Source organism: Neobacillus sp. NPDC097160, from assembly GCF_044762155.1.
Taxonomy (GTDB): domain Bacteria; phylum Bacillota; class Bacilli; order Bacillales; family Cytobacillaceae; genus Neobacillus.
Window position 1 is genome coordinate 129,531 of the sequence record NZ_JBIWDU010000012.1, and the last position, 21,981, is coordinate 151,511.

General features: G+C 38.1%; 24 protein-coding genes. 16 read left to right on the plus strand and 8 right to left on the minus strand.

What is annotated here, in order from left to right:
• Window positions 1–91: 91 nt before the first annotated feature.
• The 3 genes from ACIQXV_RS17980 to ACIQXV_RS17990 all read left to right on the plus strand — a co-directional run bounded on the left by ACIQXV_RS17980 (window position 92) and on the right by ACIQXV_RS17990 (window position 4,285).
• Complete coding sequence (locus ACIQXV_RS17980) at window positions 92–1,603, plus strand: coproporphyrinogen III oxidase (protein WP_402960690.1); 1,512 nt, start codon at window positions 92–94, stop codon at window positions 1,601–1,603.
• 134 nt (window positions 1,604–1,737) lie between these two features.
• Complete coding sequence (locus tag ACIQXV_RS17985) at window positions 1,738–3,357, plus strand: long-chain fatty acid--CoA ligase (RefSeq protein ID WP_402960692.1); 1,620 nt, start codon at window positions 1,738–1,740, stop codon at window positions 3,355–3,357.
• Between the two features lie 136 nt (window positions 3,358–3,493).
• On the plus strand, window positions 3,494–4,285 hold the full coding sequence (locus tag ACIQXV_RS17990) for an enoyl-CoA hydratase (protein WP_402960694.1): 792 nt from the start codon (window positions 3,494–3,496) through the stop codon (window positions 4,283–4,285).
• Window positions 4,286–4,327: 42 nt separating this feature from the next.
• On the opposite strand, the gene ACIQXV_RS17995 is transcribed toward ACIQXV_RS17990, so the two are convergent.
• Entirely contained in the window at window positions 4,328–4,513 is a 186-nt protein-coding gene (locus tag ACIQXV_RS17995; RefSeq protein WP_402960696.1) for a YhzD family protein, read from the minus strand.
• A gap of 123 nt (window positions 4,514–4,636) precedes the next feature.
• Between ACIQXV_RS17995 and ACIQXV_RS18000 the strand changes: the two genes are divergently transcribed.
• The 6 genes from ACIQXV_RS18000 (at window position 4,637) to ACIQXV_RS18025 (ending at window position 12,432) form a co-directional block, all read left to right on the plus strand.
• A complete protein-coding gene (locus ACIQXV_RS18000; RefSeq protein WP_402960698.1) occupies window positions 4,637–5,536 on the plus strand; it encodes an ABC transporter ATP-binding protein in 900 nt (299 codons plus the stop codon).
• The gene (locus ACIQXV_RS18005; RefSeq protein WP_402960700.1) at window positions 5,529–6,782 is read left to right on the plus strand and encodes an ABC transporter permease; all 1,254 of its coding nucleotides are present in this window, start codon (window positions 5,529–5,531) and stop codon (window positions 6,780–6,782) included. The genes ACIQXV_RS18000 and ACIQXV_RS18005 overlap by 8 nt, the downstream gene beginning before the upstream one ends.
• 113 nt (window positions 6,783–6,895) lie before the next feature.
• Entirely contained in the window at window positions 6,896–8,116 is a 1,221-nt protein-coding gene (locus ACIQXV_RS18010) for a metallophosphoesterase family protein (RefSeq protein ID WP_402960702.1), read from the plus strand.
• Between the two features lie 17 nt (window positions 8,117–8,133).
• Window positions 8,134–11,145: an AAA family ATPase gene (locus ACIQXV_RS18015; RefSeq protein ID WP_402960704.1), complete on the plus strand. Its 3,012-nt coding sequence runs from the start codon at window positions 8,134–8,136 to the stop codon at window positions 11,143–11,145.
• A gap of 43 nt (window positions 11,146–11,188) precedes the next feature.
• A complete protein-coding gene (gene yhaM, locus ACIQXV_RS18020) occupies window positions 11,189–12,133 on the plus strand; it encodes a 3'-5' exoribonuclease YhaM (RefSeq protein ID WP_402960706.1) in 945 nt (314 codons plus the stop codon).
• A gap of 110 nt (window positions 12,134–12,243) precedes the next feature.
• Window positions 12,244–12,432, plus strand: a complete 189-nt coding sequence (locus ACIQXV_RS18025; protein WP_402960708.1) for a sporulation YhaL family protein — start codon at window positions 12,244–12,246, stop codon at window positions 12,430–12,432.
• A 92-nt stretch (window positions 12,433–12,524) separates the two neighbouring features.
• Here the strand turns inward: ACIQXV_RS18025 and ACIQXV_RS18030 are convergent, their stop codons facing one another.
• Complete coding sequence (locus ACIQXV_RS18030) at window positions 12,525–13,400, minus strand: peptidylprolyl isomerase (RefSeq protein ID WP_402960710.1); 876 nt, start codon at window positions 13,398–13,400, stop codon at window positions 12,525–12,527.
• A 217-nt stretch (window positions 13,401–13,617) separates the two neighbouring features.
• Here ACIQXV_RS18030 and ACIQXV_RS18035 point away from each other — a divergent pair, with 217 nt between their 5' ends.
• On the plus strand, window positions 13,618–13,707 hold the full coding sequence (locus tag ACIQXV_RS18035; RefSeq protein WP_149869218.1) for a YjcZ family sporulation protein: 90 nt from the start codon (window positions 13,618–13,620) through the stop codon (window positions 13,705–13,707).
• Between the two features lie 37 nt (window positions 13,708–13,744).
• Window positions 13,745–13,837 carry a YjcZ family sporulation protein gene (locus ACIQXV_RS18040; RefSeq protein ID WP_205178909.1) on the plus strand — a complete coding sequence of 31 codons (93 nt, stop codon included), beginning with the start codon at window positions 13,745–13,747 and terminating at the stop codon, window positions 13,835–13,837.
• Between the two features lie 100 nt (window positions 13,838–13,937).
• Here ACIQXV_RS18040 and ACIQXV_RS18045 read toward each other — a convergent pair whose 3' ends face one another.
• Window positions 13,938–14,117, minus strand: a complete 180-nt coding sequence (locus ACIQXV_RS18045) for a hypothetical protein (RefSeq protein WP_402960800.1) — start codon at window positions 14,115–14,117, stop codon at window positions 13,938–13,940.
• A gap of 219 nt (window positions 14,118–14,336) precedes the next feature.
• Between ACIQXV_RS18045 and ACIQXV_RS18050 the strand changes: the two genes are divergently transcribed.
• The gene (locus tag ACIQXV_RS18050; RefSeq protein ID WP_402960713.1) at window positions 14,337–14,675 is read left to right on the plus strand and encodes a DUF1878 family protein; all 339 of its coding nucleotides are present in this window, start codon (window positions 14,337–14,339) and stop codon (window positions 14,673–14,675) included.
• Between the two features lie 8 nt (window positions 14,676–14,683).
• Here ACIQXV_RS18050 and ACIQXV_RS18055 read toward each other — a convergent pair whose 3' ends face one another.
• Window positions 14,684–15,259, minus strand: coding sequence for an HTH-type transcriptional regulator Hpr (locus ACIQXV_RS18055; RefSeq protein ID WP_402960715.1), 576 nt, complete (start codon window positions 15,257–15,259; stop codon window positions 14,684–14,686).
• A 178-nt stretch (window positions 15,260–15,437) separates the two neighbouring features.
• The gene (locus tag ACIQXV_RS18060) at window positions 15,438–15,800 is read right to left on the minus strand and encodes a YtxH domain-containing protein (RefSeq protein WP_402960717.1); all 363 of its coding nucleotides are present in this window, start codon (window positions 15,798–15,800) and stop codon (window positions 15,438–15,440) included.
• A 178-nt stretch (window positions 15,801–15,978) separates the two neighbouring features.
• On the opposite strand from ACIQXV_RS18060, the gene yhzF reads away from it, so the two are divergent.
• Complete coding sequence (gene yhzF / locus ACIQXV_RS18065; protein ID WP_402960719.1) at window positions 15,979–16,170, plus strand: membrane protein YhzF; 192 nt, start codon at window positions 15,979–15,981, stop codon at window positions 16,168–16,170.
• Between the two features lie 68 nt (window positions 16,171–16,238).
• On the opposite strand, the gene ACIQXV_RS18070 is transcribed toward yhzF, so the two are convergent.
• Entirely contained in the window at window positions 16,239–16,766 is a 528-nt protein-coding gene (locus ACIQXV_RS18070; protein ID WP_402960721.1) for a tryptophan transporter, read from the minus strand.
• Between the two features lie 156 nt (window positions 16,767–16,922).
• Window positions 16,923–17,342 (minus strand): HIT family protein, encoded by a 420-nt coding sequence (locus ACIQXV_RS18075; RefSeq protein ID WP_402960723.1) that lies wholly within the window; start codon window positions 17,340–17,342, stop codon window positions 16,923–16,925.
• Between the two features lie 588 nt (window positions 17,343–17,930).
• On the opposite strand from ACIQXV_RS18075, the gene ACIQXV_RS18080 reads away from it, so the two are divergent.
• The 3 genes from ACIQXV_RS18080 (at window position 17,931) to ACIQXV_RS18090 (ending at window position 20,702) form a co-directional block, all read left to right on the plus strand.
• Window positions 17,931–18,671, plus strand: a complete 741-nt coding sequence (locus ACIQXV_RS18080) for an ABC transporter ATP-binding protein (protein WP_402960725.1) — start codon at window positions 17,931–17,933, stop codon at window positions 18,669–18,671.
• On the plus strand, window positions 18,664–19,875 hold the full coding sequence (locus ACIQXV_RS18085; protein WP_402960727.1) for an ABC transporter permease: 1,212 nt from the start codon (window positions 18,664–18,666) through the stop codon (window positions 19,873–19,875). Before ACIQXV_RS18080 ends, ACIQXV_RS18085 begins: the two co-directional genes overlap by 8 nt.
• 104 nt (window positions 19,876–19,979) lie before the next feature.
• Window positions 19,980–20,702, plus strand: a complete 723-nt coding sequence (locus ACIQXV_RS18090) for an EcsC family protein (RefSeq protein WP_402960802.1) — start codon at window positions 19,980–19,982, stop codon at window positions 20,700–20,702.
• Between the two features lie 21 nt (window positions 20,703–20,723).
• Here the strand turns inward: ACIQXV_RS18090 and ACIQXV_RS18095 are convergent, their stop codons facing one another.
• On the minus strand, window positions 20,724–21,902 hold the full coding sequence (locus tag ACIQXV_RS18095) for a M20 family metallopeptidase (RefSeq protein WP_402960729.1): 1,179 nt from the start codon (window positions 21,900–21,902) through the stop codon (window positions 20,724–20,726).
• Between the last annotated feature and the right edge of the window lie 79 nt (window positions 21,903–21,981).

The window sequence follows — 21,981 nt, forward strand, 5'->3', positions numbered from 1 at the left end:
TTACTTGCAGCTTGAGAATGATTTCCACTGTATTGACCTTATTTTCCCGATTCTGTACACTAAAAGAAGTATAATTTGAAAGGTGATTTGATTGCGAATTTCGATAATAGGGTTAGAGGATGAAAGATTTAATCGGCCGCTGCAGCTAATTGCCAATTTGTTTTTTGAAGAAACAAAGATTATCATGGCAAATGCTGAAGAGGCTGATATTCAAATAAAATTTAATTTGCAGGTGCAGAATACTATATCTGTTTCAGCTGAATTAAACGACAAAGGCGGAAAATTACTTACTTCTGAGTATCAAAAAGAGGTGGTTCTGACCGAATCGGAAAAGGAAAGCTTCAAACAAATAAAAAATGCTGTTGCCCATGTATATTTAACTGTTCTCCAGGACTGGACAGGCATTACCCAAAAATGGGGTATTTTAACGGGAATCAGACCAACCAAATTACTTCATCGAAAAGTCCAGGAGGGAATTCCGTTACAGATAGCACATCAGCAATTAATGGATGATTACCTAATTACTGATGAAAAGATCTCGCTGATGCAGCAAATTGTTGAACGTCAGCTAGCCGTTGTGCCTGACCTGTACTCGCTTCAAAAAGAAGTTAGTATTTATATCGGGATTCCCTTTTGTCCAACAAAATGTGCTTACTGCACATTCCCAGCCTATGCCATTAACGGCAGACAAGGCTCTGTTGATTCCTTTTTAGGCGGGCTTCATTATGAAATGAAAAAAATTGGTGCCTGGCTGAAGGAAAAAGGTGTCCGAATTACAACGGTTTATTATGGTGGCGGTACGCCAACGAGTATTACGGCGGAAGAGATGGATATGCTTTATGAGGAAATGTATTTGTCGTTTCCGGATGTTGAAACGATTCGCGAAATTACCGTTGAAGCGGGTCGTCCGGATACCATAACGCCGGAAAAATTAGACATCCTAAACAAGTGGCATATCGACCGAATTAGTATTAATCCGCAATCGTATACACAAGAAACATTAAAAGCAATTGGAAGACATCATACTGTTACTGAAACGATCGAAAAATACCATATGGCCCGCGAAATGGGCATGAATAATATTAATATGGACTTAATTATCGGCCTGCCCGGTGAGGGGATAGCTGAATTTGCCCATTCCTTAGCCGAAACGGAAAAGCTGATGCCTGAGTCTTTGACTGTCCATACATTGTCGTTCAAGCGGGCATCTGAAATGACCAAAAATAAAGAGAAGTATAAGGTTGCGGAACGTGACGAGGTCGAAAAGATGATGGAGCTTGCTCAGGATTGGACGCAAGATCATGGCTATGTGCCATATTATTTATACAGACAAAAGAACATTCTCGGCAATCTTGAGAATGTCGGCTACTCGTTCCCTAAACAAGAAAGCATCTATAATATCATGATAATGGAAGAGCAGCAGACGATTATCGGACTTGGCTGCGGGGCGGCGAGTAAATTTATTGATCCAGTTACCGGAAAAATTACCCACTTTGCAAATCCGAAGGATCCGAAATCCTATAATGATGGCTTTGAAGCCTATACGGACGAAAAAATAAAAATACTAGACGAGTTATTCTCTGGAAAAGGTTCTCCTGCTTAAACTGAGCAGGAGAACTTTTTTAGTTCTTAATAAAGGATTAAATCTTCTGAATGTCGAATATTTATATGGATTGCCCCATACACTTCAACGGGGTAATTAAAACGCTTTCATATTTGGAGGGGGAAATATTCGCTATGATGCAAACACCTTTAACGATGACTCAGATGATCGAAAGGGCAGAAAAGTATTTTCCAAAGAAGCAAGTTGTATCAAGGACGGCAAGCGGCATCCACAGATTTACCTATAAACAAGTTGCCGAAAGAACAAGAAGACTAGCCGATAGCTTAACAAAATTAGGCGTTACAAAAGGTGAAAAGATAGGAACCTTAGCTTGGAACCATCATCGCCACCTGGAAGCCTATTTTGCCATTCCCTGTATGGGGGCCGTTTTGCATACTATTAACATCCGATTATCACCACAGCATATATCCTACATTATTAATCATGCCGAAGATAAGGTTCTCCTCATAGATTCTGACATCCTGCCATTACTAGAAAGCTGTGCTTCAGAATTAAAAACTGTTAAAGCATATGTTATCATGACCGATGAAAAAGAATTGCCGAAAACAACACTCTCACCTGTCTATCATTATGAACAGCTTTTAGCTGAAGCTAACCCGGAATTCAAATACCCGGAAAATCTTGATGAAAATGATCCGGCAGGTATGTGCTATACTTCCGCCACGACCGGAAATCCAAAAGGCGTAGTCTATTCCCATCGAGGGATTTTCCTGCACAGTTTGGCTCTAGGTCTTGCTGACAGCGCAGCTATCAGTGAAAAGGATATCGCGTTGACAGTTGTCCCAATGTTCCATGCAAATGCCTGGGGAATGCCGTTTGCGGGTGTATGGTTTGGTACCACACTTGTCCTTCCTGGGCCATATTTCACGCCTAAATTATTGGCGGAGTTAATTGAACAAGAAAAAGTGACGATTACGAGCGGCGTTCCGACAATCTGGCTCGGATTACTAAAAGAACTTGATGAAGGTTCCTATGATCTGAGCAGTTTAAGGGGCATACTTTGCGGCGGTTCGGCTGCACCAAAAGGAATGATTAGAGCCTTTGAGCAAAAATATAATGTGCCATTCATGCATGCCTATGGGATGACGGAAACAAGCCCGCTTGCGCTCTTCTCCACTTTAAAAAGCTACCAAGAAGACTTAGATTATGAGGAAAGACTAGAATTGCGGGCCAAACAAGGAACCATCGTCCCAGGTTTAGAAATGAAAATCCTTGGTAAGGACGGCGAAGTTGCTTGGGACGGCAAAGAAATGGGTGAATTGTGCATTCGCGGCCCATGGATTGCTTCTGAATATTATAAAGATGAGCGGACAAAGGGTGCATTTCACGATGGCTGGCTGCACACCGGTGATGTCGTAACGATTGATGAGGAAGGTTTTGTGAAAATCGTTGACCGGACAAAGGATTTAATTAAGAGTGGCGGCGAGTGGATTTCCTCAGTTGATTTAGAAAATGCCTTAATGGCACATGATGCAGTGTTTGAAGCTGCTGTTGTCGCAGTACCGCATGAAAGATGGCAGGAACGGCCGCTTGCTTGTGTCGTCTTAAAAGATACATTTAAAGGAAAAACAACAAAGGAAGAATTATTAGAATTTCTAACACCACAGTTTGCTAAATGGTGGATTCCGGATGAGATCCTTTTCCTTGATGAAATTCCGAAAACATCCGTTGGTAAATTCCTGAAGATGGCATTAAGAGATCAGGTACAAAAAGAAGTATCGCGAAAAAATTAATAAATAAGGGCAGGGGATTTTTCCTTTGCCTTTTGCTATGATGAAAAGAAAATTCAATATATTAAGAAAGCTTGTTTTTATTCGTTGTCTTTCCATATATAATGGAATTGAATGAAGAAAAAGGGAGGAATTTACCGTGTCAATCAATTTTGTAACAGATAAGGTAAATTTGAGGGTAGACGGCCGCGTTGCAACACTGGAAATGAACAGACCTGAAAGCTTAAACGCAATGGATATAGATGTCATTAAGGGCCTTGTTTACAAGCTAAAGGAAATTAGCGATTCAGATGATATTGATATTGTCGTGTTAACTGGAAGAGGCAAAGCCTTCTCAGCCGGCGGTGACATTAAGACGATGCTTTCAAATATGAATGAGAGCGATTTCTTTCCGGTCATGGATTGCATTAGTGAATTGATCATTACTCTTTATAGCATGCCAAAACTGACGATTAGTGCTGTTTCAGGTGCAGCAGCGGGCTTGGGATTTAGTTTAGCATTGGCAACAGACTATATTATTGCTGACAAAACCAGCAAGCTGGCGATGAATTTTATTGGCATTGGTTTAATACCTGACGGCGGTGCCCACTTCTTTTTAGAAAAACGATTAGGAGAAACGAAGGCAAAGCAGGTGATCTGGGATGGGAAAATGCTCAGTGCGGATGAAGCGTTAAAGCTGGGTTTGATTCAAGAGACAGCAGATGGTGAACTTCAGGATACTTTAGAGGCAAGAGTCGCAGATTGGTTAAGCCGTCCCGTTCAGGCGATGATTAAAACAAAAAAGATTATGGCTGAGAAGAACCGCCCGCAATTATTGAAAATTCTGGAGTTAGAAAAGTACGGGCAGCAAAAAATGCGTGAAACTCTTGATCATCAAGAGGGGATCAAGGCTTTTATTGAAAAAAGGAAACCAAGGTATATCGGAAAATAAAAAATAAAGAAGCTCATTTTAAACGTGAGCTTCTTAGTTTTTTTAAGCATGAAATAGTAGCAGTTTGCCGCTGGATGAAGTACAGCGATGTGTCTTTTCTAATAAGTTTTTCTCTGATAAAAGTTGTTCCCCTTGCTGCTTTGCCGCATCATCATTTTCCGCCTGGAAGGTTTCGTCTAATAGCTTTTCACCATTTGCTTCAAATGCTGTTAATTTATAAGACTTCATGTCTAAAACCCCTTTTAAAAATAATATACTACTATTTTTGCATAATTCTCAAAATAGTGCAAAAAGGAAAATGAAACCATTTTGTGATATATTCGTAGTAAAGAAAGGAAAGGAGTGTGTGAAATGGTTCTTAAACTTGAGAACGTCACGAAACGGTTTGGGCAATTCACAGCAGTTGACGACTTATCGTTAACGATTCCCGAAAAAGAAATGTTTGGTTTTTTAGGGGCAAACGGCGCAGGAAAAACCACCACTTTTCGGATGATATTAGGTTTACTCGATAGTACTGGAGGAAGAATTACCTGGGATGATCACCCGATAGATTATTCCACCAGTCACTTGGTCGGCTATCTTCCAGAGGAAAGGGGCTTGTACCCGAAGTTGAAGGTCCGAGATCAAATCGTTTATTTAGCGAGATTAAGAGGAATGCAAAAGAGTGAGGCACTTATTGAACTAAAATCCTGGTTAGAGCGCTTTAAAATTCCGGAGTATGAAAATAAAAAGGTGGAGGAACTTTCCAAGGGAAACCAACAGAAAATCCAATTCATTGCGGCAGTTGTACATAGACCAAAATTATTAATTCTGGATGAGCCATTTAGCGGACTTGACCCGATAAACGTTGAAATGCTTAAGGAAGCCGTCTTATCCCTTAAACAAAAAGGTGCAACCATCGTATTCTCAAGCCATCAGATGCATCATGTGGAGGAGATGTGTGAGCATCTCTGCATCATGCAAAAGGGAAAACCAGTTGTCCATGGTGCCTTAAAAGAGATTAAACGTGAGTTTGGCAAAAAGAATCTCATCATCCATGCTGAATTTCCTTTGGATTCATTGAAAAATTATCCTGGCGTTGTAAAGGCAACGCCGACGATGGAAGGAATTCTTTTGCAGATTGAAGGAGAAAGGGTGGCAGAAAGTATACTTAAAGAGATTGTAGGTAAAGGATTCATTCGGAAATTTGCCATTGAAGAGCCTTCTTTAAATGATATTTTTATCGAGAAAGTGGGTAATTCCTATGAATAGTTTTTGGATTATTTTGTTCCATACCTATCTAAACAAGCTGAAAAGTAAGTCGTTTATCGTCACGACCATTTTGACGGTTGTCCTCGTATTAGGACTGACGAATATCAATAATATTATTGATCTCTTTGATAAAAATGGCGGGAAAGATAAAGTGGCCGTACTTGATGAAACAGGGCAGCTTTATGAGCCTTTTAAGAAGCAACTAAACACAATAAACAAAGATATTACACTATCACTATATAAAGGCAGTGAAAAAGACGCAGAAAAAGCAGTAGAAAAAGGTGATTATCAAGGAGTAATCCAGTTACAGTTAAATGAGGAAAATTTACCTGAAGCAACCTTTAAAGCCATGAGCATTGCTGATTCTTCCCTATTTACTGACCTTCAAACAGCATTGCAACAAGTGAAAACGATGCTTGCGGCGTCTCAAATAAATTTGGCCCCTGCACAGCTGCAAAAGCTTTATGAACCGGTTGCCTTTGAGAAATTGGCACTCGAGAAAAATGCAAAAACGGAAGAGGAACTAAATCAGGCACGAGGTCTCGTATATGTTCTGCTGTTTATCATTTATTTTTCCGTTATTATGTACGCAAATATGATTGCGATGGAAGTAGCAACAGAAAAGTCCTCAAGGGTAATGGAAATATTGATTTCCAGTGTTTCACCAATTAGGCAGATGTTTGCGAAGATTTTAGGAATTGGCCTGTTGAGTCTTACACAATTAGCAGTATTTCTGATAGTTGGCTACTACTCTTTAACGAAAAATATAGACTCATTAAAAGAAGGCTTTTTTGGAGTATATGGCTTTGGCGATATTCCGGTAGAAACCATCATCTATGCGGTTATTTTCTTTATTCTCGGCTACTTCCTCTATGCCACTCTTGCTGCCTTTTTGGGCTCACTTGTCAGTCGTATTGAAGATGTGCAGCAAATGATTACGCCGATGACGTTACTGGTGGTGGCTGGATTTATGATTGCGATGTTTGGTCTTGGAAAACCTGATGCACCGTTCATTACCGCAACGTCCTATATTCCTTTTTTTACACCAATGATCATGTTTTTGCGTGTTGGCATGCTGACGATCCCGGCATGGGAAGCAATCTTGGGAATCGTTATTCTTGTTGCAACCATCACTGTGTTAGCCATATTTGGTGCCCGTGTCTATCGAGGGGGCGTTTTAATGTACGGGAAGTCTAATTCCTATAAAGATATAAAAAAGGCACTGCAATTAACAAAGAACGAATAACGGATAAAGAACTTTACCACTTTTGGTAAAGTTCTTTATTATTTCCAAAGCAGAACGTGCATTCGTTTTTCGGAAATGCTACAATGAAGAAAAGACGGTGAAAGGAATTTTTTATGAAAAAAATATCGTTTATTCACGCAGCGGACCTTCATTTGGACAGCCCCATGGTCGGTTTAAAGCATTTGCCGGCACACATCTTTAATAGGGTAAAAGAAAGTACTTTTACTGCATTAAAAAAGCTTACGGCGACGGCTATTGACCAAAAAGTTGATTTTGTTATTTTAGCAGGTGATTTATTTGATGGAGAAGATCGCAGCTTACGGGCGCAATCGCGCTTTCGGGCAGAAATGATTAAACTTAACGAACAAGAAATACCTGTTTATGTCATCCATGGAAATCACGATCATTTAAACGGATCATGGGTTCATCTAGACATGCCCGCAAACGTTCATGTTTTTCATACTGAGGTTGAAACAAAAGTGCTCCATACGAAGAGTGGTGAATGTGTCCATCTTTATGGCTTTAGCTACCCGACACGGCATGTGTTCGATCGTAAAATAGACGATTATAAGAAGGCAGCAGGCGCTGACTTTCATATCGGCATTCTTCATGGCAATGAAAGTACAGGAACTGAGCACGATAACTATGCCCCATTTTCGATCAAGGATTTACAGGAAAAAGACTTTGATTATTGGGCGCTTGGACATATCCATAAACGGGCTGTTTTGTCTGAAAATCCCCCAATTATCTATCCGGGAAATATCCAAGGAAGAAATAAGAAAGAATCCGGCAGTAAAGGGTTTTATCATGTTATTTTGACAGACATTGATGCAAAAATGGACTATATTGAATCATCTGATATGATCTGGCAAGAGACTGTGATTGATGCCTCCACAGCGAGCAGCTTTTACGATTGCCTTAGGTTATGCCAAACTGCCATCAATAGCGTTCGAAGAGCTCAAATGGGTACATTACTAACTCTTTTTTTGAAAAATATTCAATTGGCCGATGACCGTGAAAAAAGAAGTTTGAATGGTGAGCTACTAGAGCTTTTATTAGAAGATGAAAAGGATGAGGAATCCTTTGTTTGGATCGTAGACTTACACATCACGGAAAGTAGGCAAATTGACAAAGAACAATTGAAAACAGAAGCTAATTTTTATGCGGAACTATTTGAAACAATTGATCACTATGACCATGTTGATCACGCTTTAGCCCCGTTATATGAGCATCAATTAGGGAGAAAATATTTATCCCATTTAACCAAGTCAGAGCAAAAAGAGCTGCTTAAAGAGGCAGAGAAAATGCTCATTGAATTACTATATCAAACCTAAGGAAGGGGGGAGTTTTTTTGAAAATTATTGAGATGCACATATACGGTTATGGTCAATTAGAGAATGTCAAAATTACGGACCTAGCTGATTTTCAAGTTTTTTATGGTGAAAATGAAGCTGGCAAGTCTACCATTATGGCTTTTATTCATGGTATTCTTTTCGGTTTTCCGACAAAACAACAATCCGACCTGCGCTATGTGCCAAAACATAGTACCAAATATGGCGGCAAAATCAGAATTTATCATGAAGAGCACGGATACGCTGTCATTGAGCGAATAAAAGGAAAAGCTTCAGGCGATGTGAAGGTAGTCATGGATTCGGGAACGATTGGCGGAGAGGAACTTTTGAAAAAACTGCTGGGAGATTTCAACAAAGGTTTATTCCAAGCCATTTTTTCCTTTAATTTGCATGGCCTACAAAACATTCATCAAATGAAGGGGGAAGAAATAGGGAAATTCTTGTTCTCCGCCGGAGCTTTAGGAACTGAGCAGTTATCAAAAGCTGAAACGATCCTCCAAAAAGAGTTAGAGTCCCGCTTTAAGCCGTCCGGAAAAAAACCAGTATTGAATGAAAGGCTGCAGGCACTTCATGAAATAAATGGAGAATTGAAAAAAGCCGCAGCCAAAAATAAAGAATATGAAAGCCTGATTACAACGAAAGAGATGCTGCAGCAAGAAATGGAAGCAATAAATGACTCGCTACAGAAAATGGGCGAAAAGGTCGAGAAATTGCATGAATGGAAGAGAATTGAGCCTATCGTCAAAGAAGAAAAGTGGACAAAGAAAGAGCTTAAGCAATTTGGGGAAATTGAGTTCCCTGCACGCGGGATTGAAAGAATGGAAAGATTAAATCAGCTTATCCACCCTTATCATGCAGAGGTAATAAGTATTGGTGAAAGAATCGAAAATTTGAAAAAAGAATTAGAAGCGATTGAGCCGAATCTTTCTCTCCTCGAAAATGAGTCAGCGATATTAACGTTGCTTGACCAAGTTCCGATTATGGAGCAATTAAGACTTGAAAAGCAACAATATGAGGCAAAACTATTAGTGTATGATGATCAGCTGGCCATTACAAAAGAAAAGCTTCACTTATCTTTAGATGAGGAAGCCATTTTTGCCATTAATACAAATATTTATATGAAAAATCAAGTTGAAGTCGTTTCTCGAAAAAAACAAAAACTAGAAGAAGTAAAGGAAGAGTTAGAGGAGCGGTATCGGGATGAAAAAAACACATTGGAAGAAATTGAAAAGGATGTCCGATTTGCTGAGAGTCAAGTTCTTTCTAAACAGGAAAGGTTACTGCTTGAGGAGCAAGCAGGGACTGAAAATGATAAGAGGGACCTTGAAGGGGATTTAAAGACATTAGAGGAGAAAATCAACCTTTATCAACAGGCATATGAACGAGATCTTGCCGCAAATACAAGTATGAAAAAGCAGAAAAGGCTTCAATTTTTTCTATTTGAATTCATTTTTTTCGGTCTAATCGCATATGGCTTGTTTACAAAGCAGTGGGCTCTCTTATTTTTAGGCGTGATGGGTTGTATCACTATTGCAATTTTTATGGTGAAAAGCAAAAAGCCATTGGAAAATGGCGAGATGAAGCAAACTTTAAATGGTTTAAGAGAAAAAGAAAAACTGTTAAAGCAAAAACTTCAGTCAGCAGAATATTTAGATATCACAAAGCTAGAGAACAAATTAATGCAGGATAATCAACGGCGTGAAGAGCTCCAAATGTTAAAAATGAAGCTAAAACAACAGCATTCTCAATTTGAAAAGATAGTGGCAAAGTTTGAAGAATGGGAAGTAGATTCGGCTCAAAATAAAGAAAAGCAGTTATCCATAAGCAAAGAATTAAAGATTCCTGAATATATTGCTGCATCCTTTTTACAAGAAGCTTTCGAGTTCATTGAGCAGTCTAAGTCGATTTACCGAGAGAAAAATCAACTACTTGTAAGACTTGGTCAAATCAATCAACAGCGAGCAAAAATAGTGGAAGATCTAACATCATTTGAAAAGCGTTTTTTACAAGAAAAAGGCTTAGATTTACATAATTCAGCCTATTTACTGCGGAACAAGTTAAAAGAAGAGCATGAAAAGCAAATAAAGAGTCAAGAAAGGCTGGGAAAGCTTGCTGATCTTAAAGCCGATCTGAAGCAGAAATCTCAAGAATTAAAACTTTTGCAAACTGAACATATTAGCCTCTTACAGGCAGCTAAGGCAGTAACAGAACAGCAATTCTACAAAATGGGAGAAGAAGTCGAAAAAAGAGAAAAACTTCTTGAAAGACTAAATCAGCTTCAGAGCCAGCTTCAATACTCACTCCTCCCTGAACATGTATGGGAAAGCTATTTACCCATTCATGATAGCGAGGAGTTAATTACGGAATGTAATCTTGAAGCACAGCATTTGCAGGCAAAATTGAAAAAGCTTCAAGAGGAACATGCTTCCATAAGGTATGAGATTCAAATACTTGAAGAAGGCGGTATGTATTCAGATATTCTCCACCACTATAAGCAAAAAAAGTTTGAACTAGAAGAGACAGCGAAAGAGTGGTCTGTTTATAGCTTAGCTCAAGAGATTTTGTTGCAAACGATAGATAAATATAAAAACGTTCATTTACCAAGGATGCTCTCCAAAGCGGAAGAATACATGTCTTTCCTTACAAACGGAAGCTACCAAAAGATTCACCTGCAGAAGTCAGGTTCCGGTTTCCTTGTTGAGCGCAAAGATCACACGTTATTCGAAGCAAATGAGCTAAGCCAAGCAACGACGGAACAGTTATATGTATCCATTCGGCTTGCATTAGCAACAACGCTTTATGAAAAATACCAGTTTCCGATTATCATTGATGATAGCTTTGTCAATTTTGATGTTAAAAGAACGCACAAGGTGATTGAACTTCTTAAAAGACTTAAGCGGAATCAAATATTATTCTTTACTTGTCACTCACACTTGCTTCAGCATTTCCGGAGGGAAAATATCCTTTCATTAGAAAAAGGTGCCGTTTTAGATTATTTAATAGAGAAATAGTTGTATATGTTATACTCATATTATGGGAAGGAGCGTGGATAGGTTGGGAAAAGGAATATTACATTATGATATTGGAGAACAGGTTGAATTATTTCTCTTAATAAAAAGTTCCACAAAAGGGACTGCGAGTAATGGCAAGCCTTTTTTGACGTTAATTCTGCAAGATCAAAGCGGGGAAATTGAGGCAAAACTTTGGGATGCAGGTGAAGAGGATGAAAAGAATTACGCAGCCCAAAATATTGTGAAAATTCTTGGGGATGTACAAAATTATCGGGGTAAGAGTCAGTTGAAAATTCGTCAGATTAGAAAAACCGGACCTTCTGATGGGGTGAAACTGGATGATTTTCTAGAGACAGCTCCACTTAGCCAGGAAGAAATGGTTAGTAAGCTGACACAATATATTTTTGAAATGAAAAATCCTAACATTCAAAGGATTACACGCCATTTAATAAAGAAACATCAAAAGGCGTTTTTGGAATATCCTGCTGCTACTAAAAATCATCATGAGTTTGTTTCAGGACTTGCTTATCACGTTGTTAGCATGCTTGATTTAGCCAAGGCAATTGCTTCCCTATATCCTAGTCTTGATACGGATCTCCTTTATGCCGGAGTTATTTTACATGATATGGGTAAAGTAATGGAATTATCGGGGCCGGTTTCAACAGTTTATACCATCGAAGGAAATTTGCTCGGTCATATTACCATTATGATTAACGAAATTGGCAAGGCAGCTGAAGAACTTGGGATATCCGGTGAAGAGGTTTTAATTTTACAACACCTCGTCCTAAGCCATCATGGAAAAGCGGAATGGGGCAGTCCAAAACCGCCATTAATCAAGGAAGCAGAAATTCTTCATTATATAGATAATCTTGATGCAAAAATGAACATGCTTGATCGTGCATTAGAAAGAGTGAAGCCTGGAGAATTTACTGAACGAATTTTCGCCTTAGATAACCGATCATTCTATAAGCCAGTGTTTCATAAATAATGAATAACCCACATGTTGGGTTATTTTTTTTTTGAAAAAGAATATTTTTAAAAAAATCGAATAAGTTGTAATACAGAAGTGGACAACCACTAGGGAAGGGAGCAGAGAATTTGACTATACCTATTTGGATTTATGCAGTTGTGGTTGGAATTGTAATCAGTGCCCTTATGGCGATCAAAACTGGAAGGGAAGAGCGTCAGTTAGAAATGGAAGACATCGAACGCGAAGGAGAAATCTATATTAAACGCCTGGAGCGTGAAAAGGAATCGCGTGAAGAACTAAAGGTTACAGGAGAATAAGAGCTAGCCGAAAAGAAAAGCGGAAGCGCCCAGTGGCGTTTCCGCTTTTCTATTTGGCTAGCTCCAGCGCCAGGGCGCCTGCGCTTTTCTTTTTATTGATGTGCTGCAGATGGTTGTGGATTAAGAGCGTCTTTTAAGTCTTTATCACTAACTGTTACGTTTGCTGCTTTTAGTTCACGCTGCATCGCTTTGTTAATGTCGTCGCTAGTTAATTTAGATGATTTTACCTGATACTCGATCTCTTTCTTCATTTCCTCATATGGCTTTTTCTCTTTTTTCTCTGTTACTTGGATAATATGATACCCAAATTGTGTTTTTACTGGTGCACTAATTTCATTTGCTTTAAGAGCAAATGCAGCTTTTATAAAATCAGCATCATATTGTGCTTTATTCGTATTGTTGATGGTACCTAAATCACCGCCATTTTGAGCGGAAGCTGTATCTGTTGAGTATTCTTTCGCGACATCCTCAAATTTTGCACCGCCATCAAGCTTTTTCTTTACTTCATTTGCAGTAGCTTCATCAGCAACAAGTATGTGACGGGCTTTAATATCCGGCTGATAGCTATCATAGTAATCCTTTAATTCTTTATCCGTTGCTTTTACGTCTTTCAGAGCTGCTTTTTCTTGCATCATGCCAAGCTTCATCGTTTTCTTTAAATCAGCTTCGTTTTTATAGCCATATTGTGCAAGCGTTGCTTCAAAATTTGCACCAAGATCTGATTTTAATTGATCTACTTTTTCATTCAATTCTTTATCTGTTATTTTGTATTTCTTTGAAAGAACTTTTTCGTATACAAGCTGCTGAAGGGCTTGGTCACCATACTTGTCCTTCATTGTTTTGTAAAGTTCTTCTTGTGTAACATTTCCTACCTTACTTTTTGCCACTGTATCAGAACCACTTTGATTACAAGCGCCTAATGTAAGAACCCCGCCAGTTAATGTAAGGGCTAATATCCATTTTTTCATGCTGAATCTCTCCTAATCAGTAAATTCTTTTGGTCTTTTTGTCCACATCACTTACTATAACATAAATGGGAACTACTGCAAAAATAAATGATGTGTGCGTTTTAGAAATATACCTAAATGTAAGATGGACTTTTCCATTAAAAATAAGCCAAGTGCCTAAACGAATTGAATACTTGATGAATAGGATATCTTAGCAAATGAAAAAGGAGGTAATTCGATGAGTGCTGGAGGATATGGAGCGGGCTTTGCTCTAATTGTAGTCCTTTTCATCCTATTAATTATTGTTGGGGCTTCCTGGGTTTATTAACAGGGAAAATAACATACTTGAGAGGAGGTAATGATATATGTCTGGTGGAGCAGGTTACGGTGGAGGATTTGCATTAATCGTAGTCCTTTTCATCCTATTAATTATCATTGGGGCTTCTTGGATCTATTAAGATAAGAATGACAAACTAAAAGCGATGGGAGCTACCTCATCGCTTCAATGTTTTTGTTTTCTAATGAAATCCAAACCATTCGTTTATTTTCATTGTTGGATTATGTATATAAAATTTCCACGTATGATGAGATCAGTAATATCGTAATTAGAACATTAATGGTGCGGAACACCTTATTCTGGTTTTCCTCGGGGATTTCTTTTTGGATACATAGAGAATTGGTCATTTTATTTACATAAAACAATATAAAAATAGCGAAGACAATAAAAACGGAGATCATCAACGATTCCCTCCCTGTTGTTCGTGTTATGCTTAATACAATACCAAAAATTACACAAAAAAGATAGTCATAAAGAATGGAAGAATGTTAGACTTTTTTTGAATGTAAACAAATCCATTAAAATTTGTGTTATAAATATTTAATAAAGGTTTACCCTTCACCTTAAAAGGTGAATAATGAATATAGAGTATTCTAAAGGACCGAAAAGAGGGTTGTTTTATGAATGGACAGGAATTGCTAATGCAAAGAATTAATCTACTCGAATATCATCAAAAGCTGTTAATAAAGCTGATAAACAACCCAAATCTTGCATTTTATAAGTTAATCATTGAAAACGGGGTAACCAAGCAAGAAATAGACAAGTTCTATTATTTATGTGACGCATTGAGCATGAAATTAGAAAAACAAAAAGCGGAAGGGTATGTTTACTTTCATCCGCTTTTTGACGATTTATCAGCCTCATTACCAGCTAACCTGAAGATAGAAGAGGTAATTAATGCATGCCTGGTCCAGAATTTATATAAGCCTCTTTTTCAGGAGTTCCAAAAATATTTATAATGGAGTTCCTACGCTAACTCTTGTTCCGTTTTATTCGCTTTTTTCAGTGTCCCATTTTCTTCAGTGAATTGACTTTCAATATTATGAAAAGAACGTTCAAAAATCTCCATAAAATCTTCACCATAAATGTTGCGAACAATTGCCATCATTTCAATAATATCCGGAAACTTACCATACAATTCCCGCAGTGGCAAGGCACCGGAAAAAGCAGCATTGTCATTTGGCTCATACGTTTCCATTGATTGAAGTAAAATCTCTTCACCTTTGTCAGTGAGCTGAATATACGTATTCCGTTTATCGTTTTCCTTTTTTGAAAATTTCAGCAAGCCTCGTTCTTCTAGCTTTTTTGAAAAATTAAAAGCTGTTGAGACGTGCATTACCCCAAATTTGGCCACATCTGAGATGGAAGCCCCGTTCAAATGATAGGCGATCCAAAGAATATGGTGTTCATTAATATTTAAATCGTACGGCTTAATCCATTGCTGCCAGTCTTTTTCAATCGACTTCCATAACGCTTTACTTAATTGCGTAATTCTCTGACTAAAAATCATTGCTTCTTTCATCGAATATTGTTTCTCAGTCATCCCCATTTTCACCTACTTTTATATTTCTCTATTTTCATTATGCCAATAAAATAAAAATTAATAAAGATATAAATTCACAAAATTTTTAGAAATTAGGGTAATTTTATATCGAAATTTGAAAATCTATTGAAAAACCCTGTTCCTGCTAATCAATTTTGAAAAAAACTCCAAATATTCGTTATTTGCTATATTCTAAAATTTCCTCTTCTAATTCTTGAACTGTTTCTTTCATTTCAATAATTTCTTTTTGAATCTCAAGCTGTTGTGGCCTTATTTCTTTCTCCCAGTGAGCAAGAGAGAATTTAACATCTGAAAGAAACTTTGAAATTTGCGTTTTTCCTTCCTTCGTTGCATTGGTGAAAGAATCTTTCAATTGCATTAGCTCCGTTTTAAGTTCCTGCAATTGACTAAGCACCATCTGTTTATTTTCTTTTATTCTATCCCTTGTAACTTTTCCTGCATTGGGAGCTATTAGTAAACTACTAATACCTGCAGCAAGACCACCTGCTATAAACCCGTATAAAAAAGGTTTTACTTTCATTTTACTGGCCTCCTCCGAATAGTGGCAACTTTTTGAAAACTCGTTTTAAAATTTTTTTCGAATAGTAATCCTGTCATCACCCATCGTAACGAGACCATGTTCATAGGAATGGACGGTAAAACATATAAATAGTTACAAACATTGTTCGAATTACGATTTTTAGTAGGGGGACAAAAAAATGAAGGTTGTCGTTGTGACGTTTTTTATCGTAAGTGCTATTCTTTTTTTGGGAACATGTAAATATTTATTTGAATTAAAAAGACCCGGTGTCTATCCGCCAAAACAAGTATTAAAGAAAAGAGCAGCAGCATTGGCTGGGGCCGGTGGGATTTGCCTGCTAGTTGCATTCTTGCTTTCAACTTTTTCATAGGTGTATTGTAGTATGTAATTTAAGAAAAGAACCCCATGGGGTTCTTTTCTTAAAAAGGATCCCGTGCATTACTTTTGAATGACGGAAGTTGATGATATTTTAGATCTTTTGAAAATAGATTGAGCTACTGGAAACAAAATAATCATAATAACAGTATTTAGTGCGATTGCAGGTAAAACACCTACAGAAAATAAGGCTGCGAAGGGACCTGGTAATCCAACAAGTAAAAGGGCAGAACCTAAAAAGACCGTTCCTGAAATTAATGTTCCAACTGCGGTTAAAATAGCAGCACAAACAATAGGTTTTACAAATTTCCTTAAGACCAGAAATAAACCGAAAAAGATTAATGAAGTAACAATCTTATCAATTATATTTGGAATCTGTCCGTTAGGAAATCCCGTTGTTAATGCTGATAATACTCCCGTTACGATTCCCATTAGCATGACACTTTTTCCTTCTGGTACAAGAATAATTCCTAAAAACATCATCGCCAGCATCATGTCTGGTTTAATACCAAGAAAGTTTGGCATTACCGAATGCAAAACGACCCCAATCCCCGCTAAAAGTGCTAAAATGACTAGATTTTTTGTTTTCATTTCTCATCTCTCCTCTGCTATCCTATGCTATTTGTTCCTCCTGCAGTGCACTGATTGCCTGCAGCGAAAAACTTACATTCATTATACCATAATACTATAATATTAATAAAGATATAATTTTCAGAAAATTAATCTTCGACCACCTCAATGGCCAGCCTAAAGCTGCTTGTTAATAGCTGCTGCGATTTCTTGTAACATTTGTGGTGAATAGTCACTTTGGTTATTTTTCCAAACGGCACCAAATCCGTCACCCTTGCCATATCGAGGAATCAGGTGCATATGGAAATGAAAAACAGATTGGCCGGCATGTTCACCGTTATTATTGATGCTATTTAATCCAATCGGTTCAAATTCCCTTTTTAAAGCATTGGCAATGGAAGGGACGACTTCAAATAGATTTCTTGCTATTTCCGGAGTCAATTCGAATAAGTTTTCCTTATGTACCTTCGGAATGACCAGGGTATGTCCTTTTGTTACTTGACTAATATCTAAAAACGCTAAAACATGCTCGTTTTCAAAAACTTTTGCAGCAGGTATTTCTCCATTAACAATTTTACAAAAAATACAATCGCTCATTTCATATACAACCCCTCAATAAAATAGTTTGTATTATTTTACCATACAAAATAAAAAAGAAAAAGGCAGGATCCGCGTGGAATCCTGCCCTCTCGAAGGGGATTGCTTCAAATTTGCGTTCATATTAGGAGTGTTCTTTGATAAACACCTCATTTTTCATAGAGTGTTTTTTATAAAGAGACATCATTGTTCAAGCTGACCATCCCCTATTTGTTTTTATTGGTTTTCCTAACCTTTAAAAACGGGTTGCGATCTGCGGTAAACACCTCATTTGCCGTTTATTATTTTAAGATAAACAGTTGGTGTTGAACTCTAAATGGTTTGCATGCACATTGTACAAAACAACCATCCCCTTATTTTGAATCGAATAGAAGCTCACTTGTTTGAAAGGAAATTGTCTTTAACAGACACCTCATTTCAAGTTTTGATGAATTTCTTCATCTTCGTCAGTTGTTTCCCCTTCGAATATTATGATGTCCGCTTATGAAAGAATTATACAAAACGTTTGATGAAAAATTGAAAACTATTTTTATCCAGAGGAATTTGATAAAATGAAAACCATAATCATGCTACGGAAGGACGTTGCAAATGTCTTTATTAACAATTGAAAATATTGTCGGAGGATATACTAGGAACCCTGTATTAAAGGATGTTTCCTTTGAAGTTCGCGAAAAAGAATTAGTTGGTCTTATTGGACTAAATGGGGCAGGGAAAAGTACTACCATCAAACATATTATTGGATTAATGGAGCCACATAAAGGCACCATCAAAATTAATGGACAATCTTTTACTGAAAATAAAGAAGCTTATCGCCGCTTGTTTACCTTTGTTCCTGAAACACCAGTTTTATATGAAGAACTGACATTAGATGAGCATTTGAAATTAACTGCCATGGCATACGGACTGGATGAGTCCACCTATAAACAGCGAATTACTCCGTTGTTATCAGAATTCCGAATGGAAAAACGTTTAAACTGGTTTCCAGCTCATTTTTCAAAAGGGATGAAACAAAAGGTCATGATCATGTGTGCGTTCCTTGTACAGCCATCGCTGTATATTGTTGATGAACCATTTGTTGGCCTTGACCCGCTCGGGATCCAGTCACTGCTTGATTTAATGAAAAAGATGAAAGAAAACGGTGCGGGAATCTTAATGTCGACACATATTCTTGCCACAGCGGAAAAATATTGTGACCGCTTTGTTATTCTCCATGAGGGAAAAATCCGTGCCAAAGGAACACTTACTGAGTTAAGGGAGCAGTTCTCGATGCCAAATGCCTCTTTAGATGATTTGTATATTCAGTTAACAAAGGAAGAGAATTATGTTTGATGAAAAGAAGCTTTGGAAAGACCGCGCTGGCGGTCGGATGAAAGATTTAGGAAGATATTTACGCTATATTTTCAATGGACATCTTGTGATCGTCTTGTTATTTCTAATTGGAACAGCAGCCTTTTATTATCAAAAATGGCTTGAAACACTTTCACCCAATTTTCCCGCAGAGCTTATTTTGGCTGTTATTATTGGAATTTTTGTCACATACAGTCCAGTATACAACTTTCTGCTGGAGGCTGACAGGGTGTTTTTACTGCCGCTAGAGGATCAATTGAAAGGATATTTTCTCCGTTCCGGGATTGCAAGCTTTGTCTTTCAAGGCTATATTCTGCTAATGGTTCTGGCAGTACTCATGCCGATGTATGCACATGTAAGTGATAACGGCTTCAGCTCATTTATTCCATTCTTAGTCGTATTGCTCATTGTGAAAGTTTGGAATTTAGCTGTCACTTGGAAAATTCATTATTACGTGGAGTCATCTGTACATAAATTGGACATGGTTGTCCGCTATTTTATCAATGCAGCATTTTCCTTTCTTTTATTTAAACAGGCAAACCTTTTTATCTTTTTGGTTATTGCATTGATTATGGGCTTTTATTATTACAGTTTTTTGATGCGAACAAAAAAAATGGGCTTAAAGTGGGATCAATTAATTGAACAGGAAGAAAAGAGGATGGCTTCCTTTTATCGATTGGCCAACATGTTTACCGATGTGCCAAAATTAAAGGACACTGTGAAAAGACGAAAATGGCTGGATGTATTCATTAGCAGTATCCGGTTTTCACAAGAAAAGACCTATCTGTATTTGTTTTCACGAACGTTTTTGCGCTCCTCCGATTACCTGGGATTATTCCTACGTTTAACAGTGATTGGTGCGCTTGGCATCTATTTTATTTCATTTGGTCTGGGGCAAATTTTACTTAGTGTTTTATTTTTATATCTAACCGGCTTCCAATTGCTGCCGTTATGGAATCATCACCAAAACAAACTGTGGGTTGACCTCTATCCGGTTGCACAAAAATATAAAACCGCTTCGTTTCATTTGATATTAATGACCATCTTAGCGATTCAGGCAGCCATTTTTACTTTATTTATATTGATTAAAGGTGAGTTTCTTATTTCTATACTTGCCTTACTAGCTGGTCTTGCGTTTAGCTATATTTTTGTTTATTTTTACGGTAAAAATCGATTAAAAGCGTAATCTACGAAATCTCCTTTTTAGATGAAGGGGATTTTTTTTGAAACCACTGGGCGGGTTCTATCGTAATGAAGCATAAGTTAAGTGTAAGGAGAGGGGTGGAATGGTTGAACGAGTATGAATTAATGGTTTACGATGAAGTTGAGGAATGGAAACGGAAATTAACCAGACGTTCTGGAATGATGAGCCGTGTATCGAAAAAAGCTCAAGGAAAAATCAACGAATGGATTCCTGAAAAGGTTCATGAAGTCATGACTGATAGTATTAAAGCGATGGTTAAAGCGACGTTATTAGGCTCTAAGGTGACAACGAATAAAGATCAAGCCCGCGGCTTAACGCTTGCAGAAAGAGATGAATTGGCGCGAAAAAAAATAGCTGCCTATCAGAAGACAGCAGTGGTCGAAGGAGCAGGGACAGGGGCAGGAGGAATTTTACTAGGTCTAGCCGATTTCCCGTTACTATTAACGATAAAGATGAAATTTCTGTTTGAAGCCGCTTCTGTTTATGGGTTTGATACAAGAAAATATGAAGAAAGATTATTTATTCTCCATGTTTTTCAACTAGCTTTTTCAAGTGATGACATTCGCAAGGATACTTTATCCGAAGTTGAAAATTGGGAAAACCGCAGACAGGCTCTCGCCGAAATGGATTGGCGCAAGTTTCAGCAAGAGTACCGCGATTATATTGACCTGGCAAAGTTATTTCAGCTTGTGCCGGGAATTGGTGCATTTGTTGGTGCCTATGCCAATAATAATCTCCTGAAGCATTTAGGTGAAACAGCGATGAATGCCTATCGATTAAGGCTGCTGCAAAAATCCCCTGAACTCTAATGAGTCCAGGGGATTTATTTATTATTCTTCTTTATGGATTCTTATTGCTGCTGTTCCAAGTGTTTTAGCGGCGATGAGCATCGCTTTTTCATCAATATCAAATTTGGGGTGGTGATGCGGAAACCCTTCATTGTCACCAACCGGCTTTGCTCCTGTGTAAAAGAAGGTTCCAGGAACCTTTTGCAAATAATAAGCAAAATCCTCACCGCCCATTTGCGGCTCCGTTTCTTCAATTGTTTTCACTTCCGCAATATCCTTCGCGTAATTAATTAAAAACTCTGTTTCCTTTGCATGGTTGACTACTGCAGGGTAACCCCTGACAAAATCATATTTATAAGTACTATCAGCTGTATAGCAAGTGCCGTGAATGATTCGTTCCATTTCTTCTTCAATAAACTGCCTCACATCTTCGTTAAAGGTGCGGACAGTTCCTATTAATTTTGCTTTGTCGGCAATGACATTGAAGGCATTTTCAGCTGTAAAGGAAGCAACAGTCACAACAGCAGATTCGACTGGATTGACCTTGCGGCTGACGATCTGCTGGAGATTTAATACGAGCTGTGAAGCGGTAACGATGGCATCCTTTGTTTTATGCGGCTGCGCTCCGTGGCCGCCTTTTCCTTGAATTTCTATTTCAAAACGGTCAGCCGCCGCCATGATTGGACCTGTTCGATATTGGATGGTCCCTGTCGGTTCACTTGCCCACAAATGTGTACCGAAAATCACATCGACACCATCTAAACAGCCGTCCTCAATCATTGGTGCCGCACCGCCGGGAGCATATTCTTCTGCGTGTTGATGTATAAAGACATAGGTTCCTTCAAGTTCATCGTGAAGTTCATTTAATGCTTTTGCAAGGACAAGTAGTGTTGCAGTATGACCATCGTGTCCGCAGGCATGCATGACACCTGGCACCTCTGATTTGTATGGAACATCTTTTTCATCTTGAATCGGCAATGCGTCAAAGTCTGCTCGTAATGCAACCGTCTTACCAGGTTTTTTCCCATAGACCTTGGCAACTACTCCATTCCCGCCAATATTACCCTTTACTTCGATAGAAAGTTTTTCATAATAGGATTGAATAAATTTAGCCGTTTCATATTCTTTAAACGATAATTCCGGATGCTGATGCATATACCGCCGGATGGAGACCATTTCTTCGTAGTAACCTTCTAATTTGCTAAATAATCCATTCAACATATGTAGTTCCCCCAATTTCTTTAAAATAAAGAGTGTATTTTCAAACTATTTTAACACCTTTACACTATTTAAAGAAGGA

What these genes read in the sequence shown, in the direction of transcription:
- ACIQXV_RS17985 (WP_402960692.1), top strand. Translation starts at nt 1,738, where the DNA reads ATGATGCAAACACCTTTAACGATGACTCAGATGATCGAAAGGGCAGAA.
- ACIQXV_RS17995 (WP_402960696.1), bottom strand. Translation starts at nt 4,513, where the DNA reads ATGAAGTCTTATAAATTAACAGCATTTGAAGCAAATGGTGAAAAGCTA.
- ACIQXV_RS18000 (WP_402960698.1), top strand. Translation starts at nt 4,637, where the DNA reads ATGGTTCTTAAACTTGAGAACGTCACGAAACGGTTTGGGCAATTCACA.
- ACIQXV_RS18005 (WP_402960700.1), top strand. Translation starts at nt 5,529, where the DNA reads ATGAATAGTTTTTGGATTATTTTGTTCCATACCTATCTAAACAAGCTG.
- ACIQXV_RS18010 (WP_402960702.1), top strand. Translation starts at nt 6,896, where the DNA reads ATGAAAAAAATATCGTTTATTCACGCAGCGGACCTTCATTTGGACAGC.
- ACIQXV_RS18030 (WP_402960710.1), bottom strand. Translation starts at nt 13,400, where the DNA reads ATGAAAAAATGGATATTAGCCCTTACATTAACTGGCGGGGTTCTTACA.
- ACIQXV_RS18035 (WP_149869218.1), top strand. Translation starts at nt 13,618, where the DNA reads ATGAGTGCTGGAGGATATGGAGCGGGCTTTGCTCTAATTGTAGTCCTT.
- ACIQXV_RS18040 (WP_205178909.1), top strand. Translation starts at nt 13,745, where the DNA reads ATGTCTGGTGGAGCAGGTTACGGTGGAGGATTTGCATTAATCGTAGTC.
- ACIQXV_RS18045 (WP_402960800.1), bottom strand. Translation starts at nt 14,117, where the DNA reads ATGATCTCCGTTTTTATTGTCTTCGCTATTTTTATATTGTTTTATGTA.
- ACIQXV_RS18050 (WP_402960713.1), top strand. Translation starts at nt 14,337, where the DNA reads ATGAATGGACAGGAATTGCTAATGCAAAGAATTAATCTACTCGAATAT.
- ACIQXV_RS18055 (WP_402960715.1), bottom strand. Translation starts at nt 15,259, where the DNA reads ATGACTGAGAAACAATATTCGATGAAAGAAGCAATGATTTTTAGTCAG.
- ACIQXV_RS18060 (WP_402960717.1), bottom strand. Translation starts at nt 15,800, where the DNA reads ATGAAAGTAAAACCTTTTTTATACGGGTTTATAGCAGGTGGTCTTGCT.
- yhzF (WP_402960719.1), top strand. Translation starts at nt 15,979, where the DNA reads ATGAAGGTTGTCGTTGTGACGTTTTTTATCGTAAGTGCTATTCTTTTT.
- ACIQXV_RS18070 (WP_402960721.1), bottom strand. Translation starts at nt 16,766, where the DNA reads ATGAAAACAAAAAATCTAGTCATTTTAGCACTTTTAGCGGGGATTGGG.
- ACIQXV_RS18075 (WP_402960723.1), bottom strand. Translation starts at nt 17,342, where the DNA reads ATGAGCGATTGTATTTTTTGTAAAATTGTTAATGGAGAAATACCTGCT.
- ACIQXV_RS18080 (WP_402960725.1), top strand. Translation starts at nt 17,931, where the DNA reads ATGTCTTTATTAACAATTGAAAATATTGTCGGAGGATATACTAGGAAC.
- ACIQXV_RS18085 (WP_402960727.1), top strand. Translation starts at nt 18,664, where the DNA reads ATGTTTGATGAAAAGAAGCTTTGGAAAGACCGCGCTGGCGGTCGGATG.
- ACIQXV_RS18095 (WP_402960729.1), bottom strand. Translation starts at nt 21,902, where the DNA reads ATGTTGAATGGATTATTTAGCAAATTAGAAGGTTACTACGAAGAAATG.